Raw genomic sequence first — 17,628 nt, forward strand, 5'->3', positions numbered from 1 at the left:
AAACTATGACTTACTGTGTGGCAATGCGTTTATCGTCAGGGATGATTTTTGTTTCCGACTCCCGTACCAATGCGGGCGTTGACCATATTTCCTCCTTCCGCAAACTTCATGTTTTTCAACAAGATGGTGAGCGCACGCTGGTCCTGCAAAGCGCTGGCAACCTCGCCACCACGCAAAGCGCCCTCAGCCTGCTACGGCGCGGGTGTGAAGATGCCAAAAGAACCAACCTGATGAGCTGCAACACGATGTATGACGTGGCTCTGCTGGTAGGGGAGACGCTGCGTGGAGTGATTAAGCGCGATGGCGAAGAGTTTGGCGGAACGCTGATGCTGGGCGGCCAAATCAAAGGGGAAGAGCCGCGCCTGTTCCAGATCTATCCCCAGGGCAACTTTATTGAATCCAGTATCGACACCCCCTATTTCCAGATTGGTGAGAGCAAATATGGCAAACCAATCATCGACCGCGTCCTGCGTTTTGATACGCCGCTGGACCAGGCGATGCAGTGCGCGCTGATTTCCATGGATTCCACGCTTGCGAGTAATATCTCAGTGGGGCTGCCGTTAGATGTGATGATCTACCCGGCGGACAGCTTCAGCAGCGCTCAGCAGTACCATCTCACCGATAAGCACCCCTACTATTCCCAGATCCGCCAGCTCTGGAGCGCGGGCTTACTCAGCGTGTTTGCCCAGCTTCCGCCTTTACAGCTGGACGACTGATTCTCCGCAAGAGCGACAGGCTCTCTGTTGCGGTCACGCTGATTACCTCAGGCAATCAACAAGCCTGCTTTGCTGCTGCTATGGCCGTCAGCGTTTCTGGCTCAGCCCCTTCAGGGCTTACAGGCATCCTGCCGGTCATCACTGCTGGCCAGCCGCAAGAGCATACGGTGGCCGATATCGTTGTCCCAGTTAAAGCTGTTCTGCAACACCACAATAGCGGTTTTATGCCTGATATCCATGCCGATATAGCTGGCAAAGCCGCCAATAAAGCCGGACTGATAGAGGATGCTCTGCCCGTTAAAATTATTGCTCAGCCAGGCCAGCGCGGAGGAATCATAGTCCGGCTGTTTAAAGCGCACAGTGGTGGCATCTTTAAAGGCGCTATCCAGGCTGGCATTGCCGCTGCCGTTTATATGAGCCGCAAGATAACTCAGCAGATCGTTCGCGCTGGACCACAGCGAAGCGGCGCCCACCATATAACCGGTAAAATGCCAGTCCGGCACCCGCTCTCCCCGACGTACAAATTTAGGCTGATCCCCTGCATGTCCCCGTGCGCGTAACGCGTAGCCCGGCAAGATTTCAGGCTGGTAGCCGGTATGAGTCATGCCCAGCGGGGCAATAATTTGCTGGCTGGCGATCGCCTGCGGCGTCTCTCCGCTTTGACGGGTAATAACGTAATCCAGGATGGAGTAACCAAGATTGGAATAAACCACTTCGCGATAAGCAGGGCGGTGGAAATCCTGCAGATAATCCAGAAACTCGCCGCGATCCAGCTCGTCATAGAAGGGATGGCCGGTAAACAGATAATCACTGAGCCTGCTCAACATATGCAGCGTGGTCATCTGTCGCGGCAGGCCGGAGGTATGGGTCGCGAGCTGTAGCAGAGTAATCTGCCCGGCATCCCCACTTAACGGCACCTCTTTGCCGATTGTCTCACGCAGCGTGCTGCTCCACTTCAGCTTACCTTGCTCCACCAGTAGCGCGGCGCTTTCCGCCGTAAACCCTTTGGTCACCGAGCCGACGGCAAACAGCGTGTCGCCGCTCACCGGGATCAGGCGATCGGTATCAGTAAAGCCATAGCTGAATACCTGACGCTGGCCATTATGCAGTAACGCGACCACCACGCCGGGCGTGCGGTGACTGTTGATCAGCGGCAAAGCCAGCGCATCAATCTGCTGTTTAACCGCTACGTGGCAGGTTGCCACCAGGCTTGCCTGTGGGGAAGTGTCGATACTGTTACTGGACAAGGATGCACAGCCGCCCAGTAGCAGAGACCAGCACAACAACAGAGGTTTAAGGGAAGTCATAATCTATGCCGTACTGATGATTTCGGCTGCCGCGTACTTTTTAGCTTCATCAATATGACATCAGCGCGATTTTCTACGCCAGATTGCCCTTAATGCCAAAGATAAACGTCTGCAGGTGACTAAAATTATTAGTAAAAATAATGATTTATATTGCCAGGTATCTTACCCTGGCGACATTGTGTACGGCAAGGACAAGGCGCAATCCGTGCGGAAATTCTTACTTCTGCGTAAAAATCTGCGCCCAGGCGGAACGCGGGAGTGGTGCAAAATCCTGGATCAGCAGCGCGGCAGCCAGCGCACGATTTGCTGGATCGCGCACCACCCGAGTCAGCGCGTCACGCAGATCCTGTAAATATTCAGGCGAGGTCATGGCGGCGGTAATCAGCGGCAAACCCGGCACGCTGGCCGTCTGGCCAATAATCTTTAACCCGTTAAGCTCATCAGGGACATCTCGTTTCAGCAGCGCCCAGCTGACACAGTCGATAGCGGCGATATCCGCTTCGCAGCTTTGTAGCAGTTGCAGAGAACGGCGGTGGCCGCCGGAAGCAACGGTTGCGGAAAAAAAGGCCGTACCTCCGGACATTTTCATCAGGCTGTGATAGCCCGAGTATGAATCTTCGCTGTTGAACCCCAGCCTTCGTCCCTGAAAATCCGCCAGCGTCTGGCCGCTCTCCTGCTCCCGCACCGCTATCCAGCTGCGATAATTCGGCCCTTCACAGCCCGGCGCCGAGTAATGAAACGCGCCCACGACCTGGACTTCCGGCAGCCGCGTCATCAGCGGATAGCCGCAGGTCTGGCTGAGCAGCAGATCGTTACGCTGCCAGTGTGTTAACAGCGGATCGGGCCAGCTCATTGCCAGCGAGGCCGATATCCTCAAATTTTGTACCGGCCAGCATGTTAGTCGTTGCCGGCTCCGGCGCATGCCGTCCTACTGGCTGGCCATTTTGATACCCGAGCGGCCATTCATTTTCAGCACACAGAGCCAGCCCGCCATTTTTAATCCAGAAATAGGCGTGTATCACCCTGCGGAGATAATCACTGCCGCCAGGGAATCCAGTGGTTTCTCTTTGTAGTCGAGTTTGTTTTCTATCCAGTTTGCAGCGGAACCCGCTCCGAATAGCCCGCATGCATACGTGAAGATGAAATAACCAACGATCTGTTTTCTGGCGAGGTTTGTTGTTGTGACGATGAAAAACACGCTGCCGGTAAATGCTCCAAATACAATTGTATAATCTACCGATGTAATAAATCCCACCAGCGCAGACGTGACAATGCCCCAGCCAGCTACCGTTCCCACAGTAGCGCTGGTGCTCAATGGCTCAGCCATCACAAACTCCTATAAAAAAGTGAATAAAAAGCCCAACATAAATATTGGGCTGTAGTCGTAAAGAAATAAAATAAACCGCCAGGGGCGAGGTTCATAATCTTTAAGTGGAACATGCATAGAATTCCCACTCTGGACAAATAATACGCCGCTATCGGACAAAATCAATCTCTGATTGATGTGTGTTAAGTTTTATTTAACTTTGTATTCTCGTACTGGTAAAACGTCACGTGCTCTTGTTATTTATCAAACTAAAAGGAATTTTTAACCAGCAAACACAATAAGGAAATAACATGGCTATTCCAGCGTATCTGTGGCTTAAGGGTGATGGCGGTGCGCATATCAGAGGCTCCGTAGACGTGGAGAACAGGGAGGGCAGCATAGAAGTGACTGGTTTCTCTCATAATCTAAGGCTCCCTACAGATCCCATGACCGGCAAACCAACAGGCACCCGAAAACATGGCCCGGCAATAATTCAGAAAGAATTCGATTCATCCTCCCCTTACCTTTATAAGGCAGTGGCAACGGGACAGACGCTGACTTCAGCGGAATTCAAGTGGTATAACATCAACAACGCAGGCCAGGAGGAGGAATATTTTAATATCCTGCTCGAGGGCGTCAAAATCGTTGGCGTTTCACCGATAATGCACGACACCAAAGACCCGGAAAAAGAAAAGCATAATCATCTGGAATGCGTTGAACTGGCGTACGAAAAGATCTCCTGGAAATATTGCGACGGCAATATCTTATTTTCCGATAGCTGGAATGAGAGAGCCCAGGCATGAGATACCCTACTTTAGCGGCTTCTCCGCATCCACCCTATGATATCGCCTCGTTTACACCGCCAGGGGTTTCCCTGGTTAATAACATGATGATAGCAAGATTCCACAGTGGCCCATCAGCGCTGACTTATTACTGGTTCTATAATCAGGTCAGATTGCATGGACCTTGGGATTATAAATTTCATTGCGGCAAAAAATATGAAAATTTCGGTAATTTCCATTACGGTGCAGTCGGTCATGCTGCTCAAATTTCAGAGCCTGTTTTACTGAGAGCTGCCGGGTGGGCTCAGCGCAGTGCTGGTAATTCCAAACTGGAGTATGGTTTTTGGTATGGTTCCAGTCCATTTGGTGATGATCCAAACGACCAATACTGGATAAGAGCAGGGATTGAATATGCGAAACGTGCTGGTTTTTAAAAAGCGGTATGTTCTGTTGGCAATGCTTTTTTTTATCGTTAGTTTCGTGACTTACCGGATCACTCAGTTTTCGCCGGTTGGACAGTCTGTTATTAACAAAGTAAAAGTCAATAATCTGATAAACCTTTATGTCACGGAAGTGAATGCCGGCGCCACTACAGCTTTCTCATATCGACTTTATCTATTTGACGCCAGTAAGAGTGATGCAGCGTTTAATCAAAGCCTGAACGGAAAATCCCATCCTTTTTTAATCACATCCGACCGCCATGCTCTGAAAAAAGTCGAGAATCAGGCTATATATGTTTCTGTAAAGGGTGAAGTTTATTCTTTTTACAGTTCGCCCGGGATCATGAAAAATGGACTAATTTATTCAGTTCCCGTCTATCTCACAGTCACACCGTTTTGATAATGGGCCATATACGCTGACTTTAAAACTTCAAGTCTGGAGCTGTTGAGGAGGCTGCGGGTATCCCCGATCTGATTTTGCTTCGTGCTGCAGGCGCTGCGCAAATTATTGCAGGTACGAGCCTGCCCGAGTTTGCTGATTATCAGGGCCCTAACTCTTACGGTGATGATCCTCAGGACCAGACATGGATAAGAGCTGGAATAGATTATGCGAAACGTTCGGGTTTTTAAGTGGGTAGTGCTGGCTCTGCTCATAATTTCTTTTTACGGTGCGTGGAAAGTGATTACTTCTCCTATCGAGCAAACCGTTTACAAAGTTGAGAAAGTCAATTCGCGGATAACGTTATATATCACTGAGGGGAGCGCAGGTGCTACGACAAATTTTGTTTACCAGTTTTACCTGGTACCACCAGAAATCACCAGAAGTGATTTCCTGAATAATATAGGTGATAAATATCAACCATTTTTATCAACATCCGATGCATGCACTAATGTTGAAATAAATGACGGGGCTATTCACCTGACCGTGCACGGGGCTGTATACCGTTTTAATAATGGGGCGAGCTACTCAACTACGATATACCTGAATGCATCACCATTTTAGATATTCGGGGCTATAATCCTGACACCAGATTTTGCTGGTTTTCAGCGAATGTAGCCCCGGAAATCTAATTCATTCATGTCAACACGTAACCCTCCTGAACTCAGCATCAGCATGGTTCTCCTCTATCTCGCACTTAGTCACCAGTTTCTCGAAAAACGGTTTCCAGTTGCGATTCCAGGTGCGCTCATGCAGATCCGGCACCAGCAATTTTACCGCCCTGAATGCGCGTGTAGTTGATATGCGCCTGAATCCCCTACCAGAACACCGAGCACATTCTTTATCTACCGATGCGCCCTGCCGTGCTGATTCCGCCAGATTACGCACTTGCCCGGTTTGTCAGGTATTGCCCGAGCGGGCAGAGCAGCCCGCACCTTCTGCCAGAAAGCTTCACTATCCTGCGGCGTGAAGGGGTACATCGGCAGGGACGCTATCATCAGGTTGCCTCGCTTAAGGGGAGCTTTAGAGCGGTCGCCTTGTGACAACGCGTACTTCTTTACCCGCTTATCTGATACAGGAAAGCATAGATAGCTGACGGCTTTTGCGATCCTGTTCCGCCTGACAATAATTTAAATCACTGAAAAATAAGTTCTTATTTATTTCATTACTCTAAGGCTAACGTTCTCATCCCCCGCTTTATTGATGCAAACCCGCCTGAAGCTCAGACTCACTAACCAGACCCTTATGACAAATCAGGGACCTTACTGGAGGCAACTATGTTATCTGGACACTCGTCCACCCGAGCCTGGGACAGCCGCCGCAGCGAAAAACGGCGTCGTATCGACTCCCTGGGCCTCAGCGGCAAAGTGCTGCCGACTGACGATCTGGTGGCTATGCTCGAAAAACTGATCGCCCCTGGCGACCGCGTGGTAATGGAAGGCAACAATCAGAAGCAGGCCGATTTCCTTTCGCGCTCGCTGGCTGAGGTCAGCCCGGCTGTTATCCACGATCTGCATATGATCATGCCAAGCGTGGGCCGCAGCGAACACCTGGATATTTTTGAAAAGGGCATCGCCCGCAAGCTCGACTTCTCCTTCTCCGGCACGCAAAGCCTGCGTATCTCGCAGCTACTGGAAGATGGCCTGCTGGAGATCGGTGCGATCCATACCTACATCGAACTCTACTCTCGCCTGTATGTGGATCTGGCCCCTAACGTGGCGCTGATTGCCGGTTTCAAAGCTGACCGCAAAGGCAACCTCTATACCGGCGCAAGCACCGAAGATACGCCAGCGCTGGTTGAAGCCGCTGCGTTTCATGACGGCATCGTTATTGCTCAGGTGAATGAACTGGTAGACGAGGAGTGCGATCTTCCCCGTGTGGATATTCCCGGCTCCTGGATCGACTTTGTGGTGGTGGCGGATAAACCCTTCTTTATCGAACCGCTGTTTACCCGCGATCCCCGCCTGATCAAACAAGAGCATGTGCTGATGGCGATGCTGGCAATCAAAGGCATCTACGCCGAGCATCAGGTGCAGTCACTGAATCATGGTATCGGTTTTAACACCGCCGCCATTGAGCTGCTGCTGCCAACTTACGGCGAACAGTTAGGGCTGAAAGGCAAAATCTGTAAACACTGGACGCTGAATCCGCACCCGACGCTGATCCCTGCCATTGAAAGCGGCTGGGTCGAGAGCGTGCACTGCTTCGGCGGCGAACTGGGAATGGAGAAATATGTTTCCGCCCGCCCTGATATCTTCTTTACCGGTGCTGATGGCTCCATGCGTTCCAACCGCGCCTTCTGCCAGATGGCAGGCCAGTACGCGGTAGATATGTTTATTGGTTCCACCTTGCAGGTAGATGGATCGGCGAACTCCTCAACCGTTACCCGTGGCCGTTTATCTGGCTTCGGCGGTGCGCCAAATATGGGCCACGATCCGCACGGTCGCCGTCATGCAACGCCTGCATGGCTGGCGATGATCAACGAGCCGGATCCGCTGGCGCGTGGTCGCAAGCTGGTGGTGCAGATGGTAGAAACCTTCCAGGCAGGGGCTAAACCGACCTTTGTAGAGAAACTCGAAGCCGTGGACGTGGCGAAAGCCTCCGGTATGCCGCTGGCGCCGGTGATGATTTATGGCGATGACGTCACCCATGTGCTGACGGAGGAGGGCATTGCCTATCTCTACCGGGCGAAAACGCTGGAAGAGCGTCGGGCAATGGTCGCCGCCGTGGCCGGGATCACCGATATCGGACTGGGCGTGGATGCTAAGCGCGTGGCGCAGCTGCGTCGTGAAGGCAAAGTCGCCTTCCCGGAAGACCTGGGTATCCGCCGCACCGAAGCCAGCCGTTCCCTGCTGGCAGCAGGCAGCGTGGCTGATCTGGTCGAATGGTCTGGCGGTCTCTATAACCCGCCAGCGAAATTCCGGAGCTGGTAATGAGCAGACAACCGCAGTTTTCGCAGGCTGGCATCGAGCTGAAAGCTGAAAAACTGGCGGCTCTGGCTACCCGCTGCCTGATTGACGAGGCGCGCCTCAGTCCAAAACCAGGGCTGGTCGACAGCCGCGGCAACGGGGCGCATCTGGACCTGTCGCTGGCGCTGATGGAGCGTTCTGCCCACAGCCTGACCCATACCTTTTACGCGCTGGCGCTGCACTGCTGGAACCGTCCGGCGGATGTTGCGCTGCGGCAGCTGGTCGGCAGGCTTGGACGTGAAGGCGAGCAGGCGATGATGCAGGCGACCGGCGGCGTAAACACGCACCGTGGCGCGATTTGGGCGATGGGGCTGCTGGTCAGCGCTTGCGCGATGCTGGCAGGCGAGCGCGAGCCGGCACGAGTAGCAGAAAAGGCGGCGCAGCTTGCCAGCCTTCCCGATGCCGCCGCGCCAAAAATGTTCAGCAAAGGCTTACGGGCTACCCAGCGCTATCGGGTGCCGGGCGCGCGTGAAGAGGCGCAGCAGGGCTTTCCGCATGTTATGCAGCTTGCCTTGCCGCAGTTGCAGCAGAGCCGCCGGGAAGGCGCCAGCGAGACGCAGGCCCAACTGGATGCGCTGATGGCGATCATGAGCTCGCTCAGCGATACCTGCGTGCTTTCCCGCGCGGGTGAAGCGGGTCTGCGCACGATGCAGCAGGGCGCAAGAGCCGTACTGGCCGCCGGAGGCACAAAGTCTCCTGCCGGAGAGCAGGCGCTCCGCTGGCTGGATGCAGAGATGCTGGCGCGCAACGCTTCACCCGGCGGCGCAGCCGACCTGCTGGCCGCTACCCTATTTACAGACCGTTTAGGCGATCTCACTTTTTAAGAGGACGTTATGGAACAGATCACAATTTCCCTCCCGGCTTCGCGCCAGCTCAGCGGTAAAGCGCTGGCGGGCGTGGTTGGCTCCGGGGATATGGAAGTGCTGTTTGTTGCCGATGGCAGCCAGCAGCTGACCGTCACGCTGACCACTTCCGTCGATAACAGTCAGGCACGCTGGCAGGCTCTTTTCAACCGTCTGGCTGAATTTGGTGAGCTGCCGGCCGGGCAGATGACCATTCACGATTTTGGCGCCACGCCGGGCGTGGCCCGTATCCGCATTGAGCAGGTATTTGAGGAGGTGGCTGATGCGTAACGACAGCAGCTTTATTGAACTGAAAGCCCGCCAGCGCGCGAAATTATTGCTTGATGAGGGCAGCTACCGCGAACTGCTGGACCCCTTTGCCGGGATTATCTCTCCGTGGCTCGGCCCGCAGGGCATCGTGCCGCAGTCCGATGACGGCATGGTGGTGGCGAAAGGCACCATTAACGGACAACCCGCCGTGGTTGTGGCGATTGAAGGGGCGTTTCAGGGCGGCAGCATGGGCGAAGTCTCCGGGGCCAAAATGGCCGCCGCGCTGGAGCTGGCGGCAGAAGATAACCGTAATGGCATCCCCACTCAGGCTGTGCTCTGTCTGGAAACCGGCGGCGTTCGTCTGCAGGAAGCCAATCTTGGTCTGGCCGCGATTGCCGACATTCATGCTGCGATTGTCGATCTTCGTCGCTATACCCCAGTTATTGGCATTGTGGCGGGCACCGTGGGCTGCTTTGGCGGTATGTCGATTGCAGCCGCGCTTTGCAGCTATCTGATCGTCACACGTGAAGCGCGGCTGGGGCTGAATGGCCCGCAGGTGATTGAGCAGGAAGCGGGCATTGAAGAGTATGACTCCCGCGACCGGCCATTTATCTGGAGCATGACCGGCGGTGAAGTCCGTTATCAAAGCGGGCTGGTTGACGCGCTGGTGGACGATGGGCAGCAGGCGGTGAAGCAGGCGATGAATGCAGCCATCGCCAGAGGCGTTCCGGCACAGCATCGCACGGACAAATATGAGGACTTTTTGTCACGCCTGAGCCAGTTCGACACTTTAAAACAGGCCGACAGCGAACAAATCAGGGCGCTATTTGCCCGGGAGGATCAGTAATGAGCCAGAAAATCAGCCGTGGTGAGCAGTGGCTCGCCCTGCTTACCCACAATGCACCTCGCCTGAGCGGACTTTGTCCTTCAGTTCAGGTGGCCGACGGTGAAATTAACGGCCAGCCAGCGCGCTTTGTGGCAGTTATCCCCGACGCGCAGAACCACTACCCACGAGCCGCCAGAGGCGAGGTGGGCCTGCTGGAAGGCTGGACGCTGGGAAAAGTGGTCAGTGAAACCGTGGCGGAAGATGCAGACCAGCCCCGGAAACGCGCAATCGTGGCGGTTATCGACGTCCCAAGCCAGGCCTATGGCCGCCGCGAGGAAGCGTTCGGCATCCACCAGGCGCTGGCGGCAGCGGCAGCGGCTTATGCCAACGCTCGCCTGGCAGGCCATCCGGTGATTGGGCTGATTGTGGGTAAAGCGATGTCGGGGGCGTTTTTGGCTCACGGCTATCAGGCAAACCGACTGATCGCCTTTAACGATCCCGGCGTGATGATCCATGCGATGGGCAAAGAGGCGGCGGCACGTATCACGCTGCGCAGCGTCGAGTCGCTGGAAAAACTGGCAGAAACCATTCCACCTATGGCCTACGACATTGCGAATTATCATTCGCTGGGGCTGCTGGAAAGTCTGCTGGAGATCAGCAATCCGGATGCGCCTTCCGTCGACGACCTTGCCACCGTTGAACAGACGCTGGCGGAAGCTGTCAGCACTGCCCGCCAGGAGCCGGGTCTGAAAGATCGGTTAAAAGCGCAAAATCGTCACAGCTCTGCGCTGGTACGCGAGAAAATGCGCGCCGCCTGGTAGCGCGTGTTCAAACACTGACAAGACAAACCTGCAAGGCCGCGTTTTGAGCACGCCGTTGCGTGCTCTGCAACACCAGCCTGAAAAAATAATAATCATCGCGCCTGTGCTTCTCCCAACTTTTACAGGTGATGTTATGACATACGTAATAGTACATGCTCTGGCACCAATCTTCGTCATTATGCTGCTGGGCTTTTATGCCGGTAAAGCGAAGATGGTGGACAATAAAAATGTGTCTCTACTCAATATTTTTGTCATGGATTTTGCGCTACCGGCGGCGCTGTTTACCGCTACCGTCCAGACGCCCTGGGCCGGGATTGTCGGCCAGTCACCGCTGATTGTGGTGCTGGTGCTGTCGATGTGGGTGGCGTATGCCGCGTTTTATTTTTTATGCATTAAAGTGTTCCACAAGTCACCGCAGGATGCCGCAGTGCTGACGCTGACGGTTGCCCTGCCGAACTATGCTGCACTGGGCCTGCCGATCCTGGGTAGCGTTCTGGGGGAAAGCTCCGGGACGTCACTCTCCGTAGCGGTCTCTATCGCCTGCGGATCGGTACTGATGACGCCGTTCTGTTTGCTGATTCTGGAGCGTGAAAAGGCGCTGGCGGCGGGTGGTGAACACAAATCGAGCCTGGCGATGCTGCCGGTGCTGATGTGGCGTTCGGTGACCAAGCCTATTGTCTGGGGACCGCTGCTGGGCGTGGTGCTTTCAGCGCTGGGTATTCGTATGCCTGAACTGCTGCTCTCTACCATCAAACCTCTGGGTCTGGCTGCCACCGCGGCGGCGCTGTTCCTGACCGGGCTTATTCTGTCGGCGCGTCAGTTGAAAATGAACAGAGCGGTAGTGGTAGCCAGCCTGACCAAACTGCTGATTCAGCCGTTAATCGCCTGGGGGCTGGTGCTGGTACTTGGCCTGCATGGTCAGATAGCGATTACCGCCATTCTGATGATTGCGCTGTCAGCCGGTTTCTTTGGGGTGGTGTTTGGCAACCGTTTTGGCGTCTCGTCGCCAGATGCGGAAGCGGCTCTGCTGATCAGTTCAGTATTGTGTATCATTACTTTACCGCTGTTTATCTCGTTAACTTCAGGAATGTAAGATGGTTTTCTCCCTCCGTGCGCACGATCTGGTCTGGCTTGCCAGCGCTAATGACCTGCAGGGCGAGCTGCCTGAATGGGTCAGCAGCCAGTGGCGTTCAGCCTTGCCGCTGGTGGTGCGTCGGGACTGGGATGCTGGAGGGAGAATTCCGGTGGGTATCCGGGGGTTACGCCGCGACCAGCGCGCGGCAGCCTGGGTTTCAGCGGATGCGGTGCGCCGCTGCGTAACGCCGGAGTCACTTAGCGAGAGTGAGCTTCTGCTACGTTCGCCCTTTGTCTCCCTGCCGCCGGTACAGGCCGCTATCCAGCTTGCGCAGCAGCGCTGGGGCTGGCCGTGGGGCATTACCGGCAGCGTGGGCTATGCGCTGGCGACCGAGGTGCCGGTGATGCACGCCGCAAGCGATCTCGATCTGGTTCTGCGTTGCGATCTACCCGTTGCGGAGCAGGAGTTGATGCGCTGGCAACAGTTCACCCAGCAATTATCCTGTCGGGTAGATACCCAGGTAGAGACGCCGCAGGGCGCTTTTGCGCTGGCGGAATGGCTGCGTGAGGAAAGGGTGATGCTGAAAACGAACCTTGGGCCTCGTCTGACGGCACAGCCCTGGAGCGCCGGATAACCCGGCTGTCGGTGAAGCCGGAACTGCTGCGCAGCGTTGAATAAGCAGCATGAACAAGCCGGTGCTTATTTAAGCGCCGCGTGAACAGCCTGAAGATGCCGCTAAAGGCTCAACCACGGAGAAACTGCGGATGAAAATTTTGCTCACTTTTCCCGGCCAGGGACCGCAGCGCGCAGGAATGCTGCAACAGCTTCCGGCAGGGGATGAAATTTTACGCCACGCCAGTGAGGTACTGGGCGAACAGGCGGCAGCGCTGGACAGCGTCGAAGCCCTGCGTCATACCCGCGCCGTGCAGCTGTGCCTGCTGATTGCGGGCGTGGCATATGCACGTGCATTACAGGATCGGGGATTGTTTCCGGACATGACCTGTGGCCTGTCGATTGGCGCTTATCCTGCGGCGGTGATTGCCGGGGCGTTGAAGTTTGAGGATGCGTTGCGGCTGGTCTCTTTACGCGGTGAGCTGATGGAGCAGGCTTACCCTCACGGCTACGGCCTGACGGCGATTATCGGCCTGACGTTGAGCCAGCTGGAGCCGCTGCTGGATGAGCAAAGCTGGATCGCCAACATCAATGCCGAACAGCAGCTGGTGATTGCCGGTAGCGATGCCGCTATGCAGCGGGTGGCCGAAAAAGCGCTGAGTGCCGGTGCGCAGAAAGCACACCGCCTGGCGGTAAGCGTGCCTTCCCATTGTGCGCTGCTTGCCAGGCCTGCGGAGAAGCTGGCAGAAGCGTTTCAAAGCATCACGCTCTCCCGCCCACGTACGGCTTATCTGAGCGGCAGCAGCGGCAGGGTAGTGTGGCAGCCGGAACAGATAGCCGACGATCTCGCCTTTAATATGTCACGCACCGTACGCTGGCACGAAGCGATGATTGCGGCCAATGAACGTGAAGTTCGTCTGGCAATAGAAATGCCGCCCGGCGCGGTGCTGACCGGATTGACCCGGCAGGCCTTCAGCGAGGGAGAAGCCCTGTCGCTGGAACAGGGCGGAAGTGACCTGGCGCTGGCGCTGGCTAAGCGACTCCGAAACCAGCGCTAGTCCGCTGGCGGCTGTACATTCTGCCCTCTGCCGCCAGGGCCAGCAGATTCGGATCGCGCTCGCGGTTACGTTCAAATACAATCGCCAGCGTTTGCCGCATCTGATAGGGCGGCGCAAGGTTCAGCAACTGTACCGAATTCTCATACACCCGTTTCATCCTGCCGGGGATTAACGTCAGCCCCACGCCCGCCTGCACCAGACTCAACATGGAAAAAATATCGTTTACCCGCATCACAATATCCGGCTCGAATCCGGCGATATTAAATGCCTCTTTAAAGCCGTGATAGGTGGCAAACCCCTCAGCCAGCGCAACGAACTTCTGCTGACGAAAGTCCCGCAGATCGGCGGGATGAGAGGTATCAAAACCCGACGAGGCAGGTGCAGCCAGGAAAATATCATCTTCAAACAGCGGCAGAGCAACGAAACGGTTAAGGTCAATTTCACTGTCAGTCTGTGAAATCAAAATGGCGTCCAGAAAGCCCTCCTCAAGTTTACCCAGCAGCGCCTGGTTGGAACCCATCATTAAATCCAGCTCCAGATCGGGGCGGCGTATTTTCATCCCCATAATCAGTTGAGGAATGGTTTCCAGCGTCAGCGAATAGAGGGTACCCAGCCGTAACCGGCCCTGGCCCACTCCTGCCGTTTTGCGCGTCTCTTCTATTCCCCGCACCATCAAACCCGTGACTTCCTGACTGTATTCACACAGCGTATGCGCGGCGGGTAGCGGAACCAGGTTGCGCCCCTGATGGATAAACAGCGGACAGCGTACGTTCTCTTCCAGCGTGTGCAGGGCGCGATGCACGCTCACGCTGCTGATCCCCAGCGCCTCGGCGGTGCGGGCAATGTTGCCACGCTGCATAAAGGCCATAAAAATATCCAGCTTGCGAAAAGTAATATCCGCGTCAATTTTCATCGTTCTGACCTGTGCGTTACCTGAACCAGCAAGAATAGTAGCCCGTTAGCCCGTCTGGGGATAACGCATTGATGCGGAAGGGAGGCAAACCTCACGAATGTGTAACCCAGATCAACTCGCGTCGCCCGCCGCGCATTGTCATCTGCACAGGGTAAGGTCATTACCGTGACCAACTGCCCGGACGGGAGACTACACGCGCAAATTTATTGCTTGCGGAGCATGAAGTCCGCCAACTCACTGACCACTCTTCGGCGCCGCTTATCGGGCATCGGGAAATCACTTTTTAGTTCTCTTTGGCCTGCATTTGGTAACAAAGTATGCTTTGCCACATTTCTGTCATACTTCTCTTCCAGCATAGCTTCAGCTCGCTTCATCTCCCTCAATTTTATAAGGAACGACAATGCGTTATCGTTACTCCCTGCTGGCTGCCGCCCTGATGTTAAGCCAGCTGGCCCAGGCTAAACCTGCGACGCCTGGTTTCGAAAGCATCCGCGCGCTTGCTGACAGCACCACGCCTGCCAGCGACAGCGCAGACTTTGTAACCTTTGACGCGGCGATCCAGCAGTCGTTGATCGACGCCCTGAAAGGCGATGCGGCAACCCTGACGCGTGACCAGCTGGAAGAGAGCAGGCAGAGCAAAAAGCTGGCGGATAAGAAGTGGCTGAAAGAGAGCGGCTATGACTTTAGGAAGAAAGAGAATCAGCAGGCTGGCATAGCGCTATTAAGAGCTTTCCCGGCGCTGCCGAAAAGCACGATTGAGGCCAGCCTGAAAACGGTGGAAAACATCAACCTGAACGCGACTCAAGGGCAGCGCACGCAGGCCCTGATTGACGCTGAAGGTCAGGACCATCTCTTTTTTCTTGCCGACGCGCTGGGTCCAAAGCTGGGCCGGGCGTTCCTGAATGCTTATAACAAGGGGGAAATAGGTAAGGCTGCCGCGCTGATTAAAGCCAGTGAAGTCAGCACCAGCGCCGCAAAAAAGCATTTCAATAATCCACGTCCTTTCCTGATCGACGGCAACACAATCCACTTCGTGCCGGATACGGCCATTGTCAAAGACAGCCAGCCTTACCGGGCAAGCGAAGGCTCTTATCCAAGCGGTCACACTAACACGGCCTATACCGATGCGCTGCTGCTGGGGGAAATGGTGCCAGAGCGATTTGTTCCTTTAATCGACCGTGCGGCTCGCTATGGCTATTCGCGGATGGTGCTGGGAGTGCATTACCCCATCGATCTGATCGGCTCGCGGATGGTGGCGCAGCGTAACGTGGCGCACTATCTCAACGACGCGAAATACCGAGGCTTGTTTATTGAAGCCCGCGATCAGCTGCGTCAGGCGCTGGCGAAAGAGTGTGGGACTTCACTGGAAGTTTGTGCCGAACCTGCCGGTGCTGCCGATCCTTACACCTCGCCAGAGATGAAAACTTTCTACCGCTTTACCCTGACCTATACTTTGCCGCAGCAGAAAGCGGGTTATTCGCCGCTAGTCGTGCCGGAAGGGGCAGAAGTGTTGCTGAAGGGGCCTCTGCCTGAACTGACCGATGCACAGCGCCGTCAGCTGATGGTATCTACTGCGCTTGCGGGTGGTTACCCGCTCTCCGGCACCACGCCAGAGCAAAACTTCTGGCAGCGCCTGAACCTGCACGATGCGGTAACGGCGGCACAGCGATAAGTTTTCAGGGCGATTTTCGTCGCCCTTTGAGTCATTATTGCGCAGGCATCCCCGGCCAGACGCCGGGGCCAATCGGCAGGCCCAGTGCATACCAAGCCAGCAGCAGCAGGATCCAGACGCTGAAGAACACCAGCGGATAGGGCATGATCAGCATGTAATAGGTGCCCAGTTGGGCATCTTTACGGTAACGCTGCAGGAAACCGAGGAACAGCGGCAGGAAAGGGGACATCGGGGCCAGCGGCAGCACCGAGGAGTCTGCAATACGGAAGATCATCTGGGCGAAAGCGGGATGGAAGCCCAGCAGCATAAACATCGGCACAAATATCGGGGCCAGAATCGACCAGATAGCAGACCCGCTGGCGATAAACATACAGAGAAACGCCGAGAGGAACATCAGCCCGATAAACGCAGGTGCGCCGGTCATCCCTGCGGATTCAAGAATATCCGTCAGGCCCACCGCCATAAATTTCCCCATATTGCTCCAGTTGAAGAACGCCACAAATTGCGACAGCGGGAAGACCATTACAATAAAGCCCGCCATGCTCTTCATTGGCTCAATCAGCTGATGCGGAACGTCATCCGGACGCTGGATCTGTTTTGTCACTATGCCGTAGGTAATGGCTACCGCAAAAAAGAACAGAATGATCAGCGGCACAATGCCCTGAATAAACGGCGAGGGAATGATCGAGCCGGTGCCAGGCTGGCGCAGCGGAGCACCTTCAGGTATCACCAGCAGCGCCACCAGGCCGACAAAAATCAGCCCTGCCAGGCCGCTCATCAGCAGCCCACGGTTTTGTAACGGCGTTAGCTTTGCCAGCTTCTCTTCACCGTTGCCTCGCCAGGCCGGCAGGCGCGGCTCAACAAATTTGTCGGTTAACAGGCCGCCCGCTATCGTCAGCACCACCACGGAAGAGGCCATAAAGAACCAGTTATCTACCACGCTGACATGCACCGTGTCGCTGACCGCTTTCGCCGCCTCGCTACTGATGCCGGAGAGCAGTACGTCGGTAGTGACAATCAGCAGGTTGGCCGTAAAACCGGAAGCTACCCCGGCGATAGCGGCCAGCAGGCCAGCAACCGGGTGGCGATTAACGGCAATAAACATCAGCGCGCCCAACGGCGGCATCACCACCAACGCCGCATCCGAGGAGATATGGCTGAAGAAGGCGATGAACAGCACCATGTAGCTGGCATAACGGGCGCTGACAAAAGACGCCATTTTATGCATCAGCGCCTGCAGCAGGCCTACCTTCTCCGCCAGCCCGGCACCGATCATCAGCGCGAGGATCGATCCCAGCGGCGCAAACCCGCTGAAGTTTTTGATGATATTCGGCAGGATCCACTGGATCCCCGCCACGCTGAGGAGATTCTTTACCTGGATCAACTCGCCATTGGCCGGATTCTTTACCGAGACATTCAGCCAGGAGAGCAGGGCGGTTGCTACCATCAGCACAACGATCAGATAAACGAACAGCAGAAACGGATTGGGAATTTTATTGCCGACGCGCTCAATCCAGTAAAAAATCTTGCCCGGGCTTTTTCCCGGACTGGTTGCTTCACTCATGCATTACCCTCTGCTC

Annotated in this window: 21 protein-coding genes; 15 read left to right on the forward strand and 6 right to left on the reverse strand. The window is 55.4% G+C overall.

Annotated features, from left to right (window positions below):
• Nucleotides 1-5: 5 nt before the first annotated feature.
• The gene (locus SD961_RS06020; protein ID WP_318789489.1) at nucleotides 6-716 is read left to right on the forward strand and encodes a proteasome-type protease; all 711 of its coding nucleotides are present in this window, start codon (nucleotides 6-8) and stop codon (nucleotides 714-716) included.
• A gap of 110 nt (nucleotides 717-826) precedes the next feature.
• On the opposite strand, the gene SD961_RS06025 is transcribed toward SD961_RS06020, so the two are convergent.
• From SD961_RS06025 to SD961_RS06035, 3 genes are all read right to left on the reverse strand, one after another.
• Complete coding sequence (locus SD961_RS06025) at nucleotides 827-2,023, reverse strand: serine hydrolase domain-containing protein (protein WP_318789490.1); 1,197 nt, start codon at nucleotides 2,021-2,023, stop codon at nucleotides 827-829.
• A gap of 217 nt (nucleotides 2,024-2,240) precedes the next feature.
• Nucleotides 2,241-2,900: a phosphate/phosphite/phosphonate ABC transporter substrate-binding protein gene (locus SD961_RS06030; protein WP_318789491.1), complete on the reverse strand. Its 660-nt coding sequence runs from the start codon at nucleotides 2,898-2,900 to the stop codon at nucleotides 2,241-2,243.
• A gap of 141 nt (nucleotides 2,901-3,041) precedes the next feature.
• On the reverse strand, nucleotides 3,042-3,350 hold the full coding sequence (locus SD961_RS06035; protein ID WP_318789492.1) for a putative holin: 309 nt from the start codon (nucleotides 3,348-3,350) through the stop codon (nucleotides 3,042-3,044).
• A 290-nt stretch (nucleotides 3,351-3,640) separates the two neighbouring features.
• Here SD961_RS06035 and SD961_RS06040 point away from each other — a divergent pair, with 290 nt between their 5' ends.
• The 5 genes from SD961_RS06040 to SD961_RS06060 all read left to right on the forward strand — a co-directional run bounded on the left by SD961_RS06040 (nucleotide 3,641) and on the right by SD961_RS06060 (nucleotide 5,554).
• Entirely contained in the window at nucleotides 3,641-4,132 is a 492-nt protein-coding gene (locus tag SD961_RS06040; RefSeq protein ID WP_318789493.1) for an Hcp family type VI secretion system effector, read from the forward strand.
• Nucleotides 4,129-4,545, forward strand: a complete 417-nt coding sequence (locus SD961_RS06045; RefSeq protein WP_318789494.1) for a polymorphic toxin type 44 domain-containing protein — start codon at nucleotides 4,129-4,131, stop codon at nucleotides 4,543-4,545. Before SD961_RS06040 ends, SD961_RS06045 begins: the two co-directional genes overlap by 4 nt.
• The gene (locus tag SD961_RS06050; RefSeq protein WP_318789496.1) at nucleotides 4,523-4,951 is read left to right on the forward strand and encodes a hypothetical protein; all 429 of its coding nucleotides are present in this window, start codon (nucleotides 4,523-4,525) and stop codon (nucleotides 4,949-4,951) included. The genes SD961_RS06045 and SD961_RS06050 overlap by 23 nt, the downstream gene beginning before the upstream one ends.
• 77 nt (nucleotides 4,952-5,028) lie before the next feature.
• Complete coding sequence (locus SD961_RS06055; RefSeq protein WP_318789497.1) at nucleotides 5,029-5,181, forward strand: hypothetical protein; 153 nt, start codon at nucleotides 5,029-5,031, stop codon at nucleotides 5,179-5,181.
• A complete protein-coding gene (locus SD961_RS06060; RefSeq protein ID WP_318789784.1) occupies nucleotides 5,159-5,554 on the forward strand; it encodes a hypothetical protein in 396 nt (131 codons plus the stop codon). The genes SD961_RS06055 and SD961_RS06060 overlap by 23 nt, the downstream gene beginning before the upstream one ends.
• A 78-nt stretch (nucleotides 5,555-5,632) precedes the next feature.
• Here SD961_RS06060 and SD961_RS06065 read toward each other — a convergent pair whose 3' ends face one another.
• Entirely contained in the window at nucleotides 5,633-5,878 is a 246-nt protein-coding gene (locus SD961_RS06065) for an antitermination protein (protein WP_318789498.1), read from the reverse strand.
• A gap of 389 nt (nucleotides 5,879-6,267) precedes the next feature.
• On the opposite strand from SD961_RS06065, the gene mdcA reads away from it, so the two are divergent.
• The 8 genes from mdcA (at nucleotide 6,268) to mdcH (ending at nucleotide 13,463) form a co-directional block, all read left to right on the forward strand.
• Nucleotides 6,268-7,923, forward strand: a complete 1,656-nt coding sequence (mdcA, locus tag SD961_RS06070) for a malonate decarboxylase subunit alpha (RefSeq protein ID WP_318789499.1) — start codon at nucleotides 6,268-6,270, stop codon at nucleotides 7,921-7,923.
• Nucleotides 7,923-8,783 (forward strand): triphosphoribosyl-dephospho-CoA synthase, encoded by an 861-nt coding sequence (locus SD961_RS06075; protein WP_318789500.1) that lies wholly within the window; start codon nucleotides 7,923-7,925, stop codon nucleotides 8,781-8,783. Before mdcA ends, SD961_RS06075 begins: the two co-directional genes overlap by 1 nt.
• A gap of 9 nt (nucleotides 8,784-8,792) precedes the next feature.
• Nucleotides 8,793-9,092: a malonate decarboxylase acyl carrier protein gene (gene mdcC / locus SD961_RS06080; protein ID WP_318789501.1), complete on the forward strand. Its 300-nt coding sequence runs from the start codon at nucleotides 8,793-8,795 to the stop codon at nucleotides 9,090-9,092.
• Complete coding sequence (locus SD961_RS06085) at nucleotides 9,085-9,918, forward strand: biotin-independent malonate decarboxylase subunit beta (protein WP_318789502.1); 834 nt, start codon at nucleotides 9,085-9,087, stop codon at nucleotides 9,916-9,918. The genes mdcC and SD961_RS06085 overlap by 8 nt, the downstream gene beginning before the upstream one ends.
• Nucleotides 9,918-10,718, forward strand: a complete 801-nt coding sequence (gene mdcE, locus SD961_RS06090) for a biotin-independent malonate decarboxylase subunit gamma (RefSeq protein ID WP_318789503.1) — start codon at nucleotides 9,918-9,920, stop codon at nucleotides 10,716-10,718. Before SD961_RS06085 ends, mdcE begins: the two co-directional genes overlap by 1 nt.
• Before the next feature lie 133 nt (nucleotides 10,719-10,851).
• Nucleotides 10,852-11,811, forward strand: coding sequence for an AEC family transporter (locus SD961_RS06095; protein WP_318789505.1), 960 nt, complete (start codon nucleotides 10,852-10,854; stop codon nucleotides 11,809-11,811).
• A 1-nt stretch (nucleotide 11,812) separates the two neighbouring features.
• Nucleotides 11,813-12,427 (forward strand): malonate decarboxylase holo-ACP synthase, encoded by a 615-nt coding sequence (locus SD961_RS06100; RefSeq protein WP_318789506.1) that lies wholly within the window; start codon nucleotides 11,813-11,815, stop codon nucleotides 12,425-12,427.
• Between the two features lie 130 nt (nucleotides 12,428-12,557).
• Nucleotides 12,558-13,463 (forward strand): malonate decarboxylase subunit epsilon, encoded by a 906-nt coding sequence (mdcH, locus tag SD961_RS06105; protein WP_318789507.1) that lies wholly within the window; start codon nucleotides 12,558-12,560, stop codon nucleotides 13,461-13,463.
• Here mdcH and SD961_RS06110 read toward each other — a convergent pair.
• Nucleotides 13,438-14,376 (reverse strand): LysR family transcriptional regulator, encoded by a 939-nt coding sequence (locus SD961_RS06110; protein WP_318789508.1) that lies wholly within the window; start codon nucleotides 14,374-14,376, stop codon nucleotides 13,438-13,440. The genes mdcH and SD961_RS06110 overlap by 26 nt on opposite strands.
• A 400-nt stretch (nucleotides 14,377-14,776) precedes the next feature.
• Here SD961_RS06110 and SD961_RS06115 point away from each other — a divergent pair, with 400 nt between their 5' ends.
• Complete coding sequence (locus SD961_RS06115) at nucleotides 14,777-16,048, forward strand: phosphatase PAP2 family protein (RefSeq protein ID WP_318789509.1); 1,272 nt, start codon at nucleotides 14,777-14,779, stop codon at nucleotides 16,046-16,048.
• Between the two features lie 34 nt (nucleotides 16,049-16,082).
• Here the strand turns inward: SD961_RS06115 and abgT are convergent, their stop codons facing one another.
• Entirely contained in the window at nucleotides 16,083-17,612 is a 1,530-nt protein-coding gene (abgT, locus tag SD961_RS06120) for a p-aminobenzoyl-glutamate transporter (protein ID WP_318789510.1), read from the reverse strand.
• Between the last annotated feature and the right edge of the window lie 16 nt (nucleotides 17,613-17,628).

The organism is Erwinia sp. MMLR14_017 (genome assembly GCF_033657285.1).
GTDB lineage: Bacteria > Pseudomonadota > Gammaproteobacteria > Enterobacterales > Enterobacteriaceae > Erwinia.

Excerpts from the sequence above, each read along its gene's own strand:
- SD961_RS06110 (WP_318789508.1), bottom strand. The coding sequence starts at position 14,376 with ATGAAAATTGACGCGGATATTACTTTTCGCAAGCTGGATATTTTTATG.
- mdcH (WP_318789507.1), top strand. The coding sequence starts at position 12,558 with ATGAAAATTTTGCTCACTTTTCCCGGCCAGGGACCGCAGCGCGCAGGA.
- SD961_RS06085 (WP_318789502.1), top strand. The coding sequence starts at position 9,085 with ATGCGTAACGACAGCAGCTTTATTGAACTGAAAGCCCGCCAGCGCGCG.
- SD961_RS06060 (WP_318789784.1), top strand. The coding sequence starts at position 5,159 with ATGCGAAACGTTCGGGTTTTTAAGTGGGTAGTGCTGGCTCTGCTCATA.
- abgT (WP_318789510.1), bottom strand. The coding sequence starts at position 17,612 with ATGAGTGAAGCAACCAGTCCGGGAAAAAGCCCGGGCAAGATTTTTTAC.
- SD961_RS06035 (WP_318789492.1), bottom strand. The coding sequence starts at position 3,350 with ATGGCTGAGCCATTGAGCACCAGCGCTACTGTGGGAACGGTAGCTGGC.
- SD961_RS06020 (WP_318789489.1), top strand. The coding sequence starts at position 6 with ATGACTTACTGTGTGGCAATGCGTTTATCGTCAGGGATGATTTTTGTT.
- SD961_RS06100 (WP_318789506.1), top strand. The coding sequence starts at position 11,813 with ATGGTTTTCTCCCTCCGTGCGCACGATCTGGTCTGGCTTGCCAGCGCT.
- SD961_RS06095 (WP_318789505.1), top strand. The coding sequence starts at position 10,852 with ATGACATACGTAATAGTACATGCTCTGGCACCAATCTTCGTCATTATG.
- SD961_RS06045 (WP_318789494.1), top strand. The coding sequence starts at position 4,129 with ATGAGATACCCTACTTTAGCGGCTTCTCCGCATCCACCCTATGATATC.
- SD961_RS06050 (WP_318789496.1), top strand. The coding sequence starts at position 4,523 with ATGCGAAACGTGCTGGTTTTTAAAAAGCGGTATGTTCTGTTGGCAATG.
- mdcC (WP_318789501.1), top strand. The coding sequence starts at position 8,793 with ATGGAACAGATCACAATTTCCCTCCCGGCTTCGCGCCAGCTCAGCGGT.
- SD961_RS06075 (WP_318789500.1), top strand. The coding sequence starts at position 7,923 with ATGAGCAGACAACCGCAGTTTTCGCAGGCTGGCATCGAGCTGAAAGCT.
- mdcE (WP_318789503.1), top strand. The coding sequence starts at position 9,918 with ATGAGCCAGAAAATCAGCCGTGGTGAGCAGTGGCTCGCCCTGCTTACC.
- SD961_RS06115 (WP_318789509.1), top strand. The coding sequence starts at position 14,777 with ATGCGTTATCGTTACTCCCTGCTGGCTGCCGCCCTGATGTTAAGCCAG.
- SD961_RS06040 (WP_318789493.1), top strand. The coding sequence starts at position 3,641 with ATGGCTATTCCAGCGTATCTGTGGCTTAAGGGTGATGGCGGTGCGCAT.
- mdcA (WP_318789499.1), top strand. The coding sequence starts at position 6,268 with ATGTTATCTGGACACTCGTCCACCCGAGCCTGGGACAGCCGCCGCAGC.
- SD961_RS06025 (WP_318789490.1), bottom strand. The coding sequence starts at position 2,023 with ATGACTTCCCTTAAACCTCTGTTGTTGTGCTGGTCTCTGCTACTGGGC.